General features: G+C 31.4%; 1 protein-coding gene. It reads right to left on the bottom strand.

Going from position 1 to position 1,771, the window contains the following annotated elements:
* Window positions 1-444: 444 nt before the first annotated feature.
* A complete protein-coding gene (locus ACTQ5K_RS25360) occupies window positions 445-1,269 on the bottom strand; it encodes an aldo/keto reductase (protein ID WP_048717752.1) in 825 nt (274 codons plus the stop codon).
* Window positions 1,270-1,771: the final 502 nt, after the last annotated feature.

Genomic DNA, 1,771 nt, shown 5'->3' with positions numbered 1-1,771 from the left:
TTAGGCACGCCGCCAGCGTTCGTCCTGAGCCAGGATCAAACTCTCCAATAAAGAGTTGATTAGCTCATTGCTAAACTCTAGCTTTTTTGTTACTTGTTGTCATTCTATAACGTTAGTTATAAAACGAATATTGTTGACGTTTGTTTGTTCAGTTTTCAAAGAGCAATTTGTTTGTTGCTATAAGAAGCAACTTTTATATAATATCATATTTATCAAGCGAAAGTCAACAACTTTTTCGAAATAACTTTCACTATTAAATTATCATATTACGTTGCCGTTAGAAGCAACTTTTATATAATAACAGGTTATAATCATTTTGTCAGCAATTTATTCAAAAAAAATTTAAAAATTTTCTTCCTTCTAAATAAAACAATACTCAAGTAAAAATAACGAAAGAAAGAGAGAAATAAAACCTCCCCTTTCTTTCATAGAGATAAATAACATTTAACGTACATGCATATCGTTAGGATGAGATCCTTTACGTCTATTAATGTTTAATTGATTTATAGCGTTTACTTCTGTTTCATTGAGCTCAAAGTCAAACACTTGGAAGTTCTCTTCAATTCTTGATGGAGTAACTGATTTCGGAATCGCAATTGTATTATTTTGTAAATGCCAACGCAAAACAATTTGAGCTGGTGTTTTTTTGAGTGCATCGGCAATATTTTTAATCACTTCATCTTGCAATACTTCTCCGCCCTGATCTAACGGACTCCAAGCTTCTACAAAAATATCATGCTTTGTACAATACTCCTTTAATTCCTTTTGCGCCAAGTATGGATGACATTCTACCTGATTTAGAACAGGCTTAACTTCACATTCAGTTAAAATGCGCTCTAAATGTTCTATTTCAAAGTTACACACACCGATAGCTTTCACTTTTCCATCCTTATATAGTTTTTCTAAAGCTTTATATGTATCCACATAATTATCAAATTTAGGTGTTGGCCAATGAATTAAATATAAATCAACATAATCAAGACCCAATCTTTCTATACTTTCATCAAATGCTTTCAGTGTATTTTCATAACCTTGATCACTATTCCAAACTTTTGTCGTAATAAACAACTCTTCACGAGGAACAGAAGATTCTTTTATCGCTTTCCCTACACCTTTTTCATTTTTATAAATCATTGCAGTATCAATGGATCGATAACCAACTACAAGAGCTTCAGCGACTGCACTAGTTGCTTGATTATCTGCCACTTGCCAAACTCCAAATCCTAATTGAGGCATTTTCAATCCATTATTTAAAGTAACAAATTCCATTATACATTTCTCCTTTTTAAATAAATATATTTGTGCTACTATCCCTACCCTTTAATTCCTAAGCAATGATACTATTTCCTTTTCTCTTTTCATTATTAGAAAAACGATAGATAAACTAAGTTTACTTTATTACCAATAAGGATTAAAGATAACCAAAATAACCTCCTTAGAGGACTATTTCATAGAACAATTATACTTACTATGTAGTTATCTAAAGAAAAATGCATTAAAATACTTTTCAACTATAAATTACGTTAAACGCCTTAATAATTAAAGTATTAACAAAGATGATAAATGGAGATAAAGTCCATTCAAATTTCCACTTTCCAAATTGCTTCAATTTAAGTTTTCCTAAATCTTATTTGAAAATTTTAGAGATTCCTACTAGGATGTATGAGTAAAATGTTTGTGGGAGAATAAATATCCTTTTTGTCTAGTTGGGGGACTCGTCCCCCAACTAGACAAAAAGGCCACCAAGCGAGAGCGCGGTAGCTGGAAAAAA

It is taken from the genome of Niallia sp. Sow4_A1 (assembly GCF_052116745.1).
Classification (GTDB): domain Bacteria; phylum Bacillota; class Bacilli; order Bacillales; family Cytobacillaceae; genus Niallia; species Niallia hominis.
Note: the sequence above shows the minus strand (reverse complement) of the source record. Positions and strands in the feature narration are given on the sequence as shown.

Coding starts and splice junctions, on each gene's coding strand:
- ACTQ5K_RS25360 (WP_048717752.1), bottom strand. CDS start 1,269: ATGGAATTTGTTACTTTAAATAATGGATTGAAAATGCCTCAATTAGGA.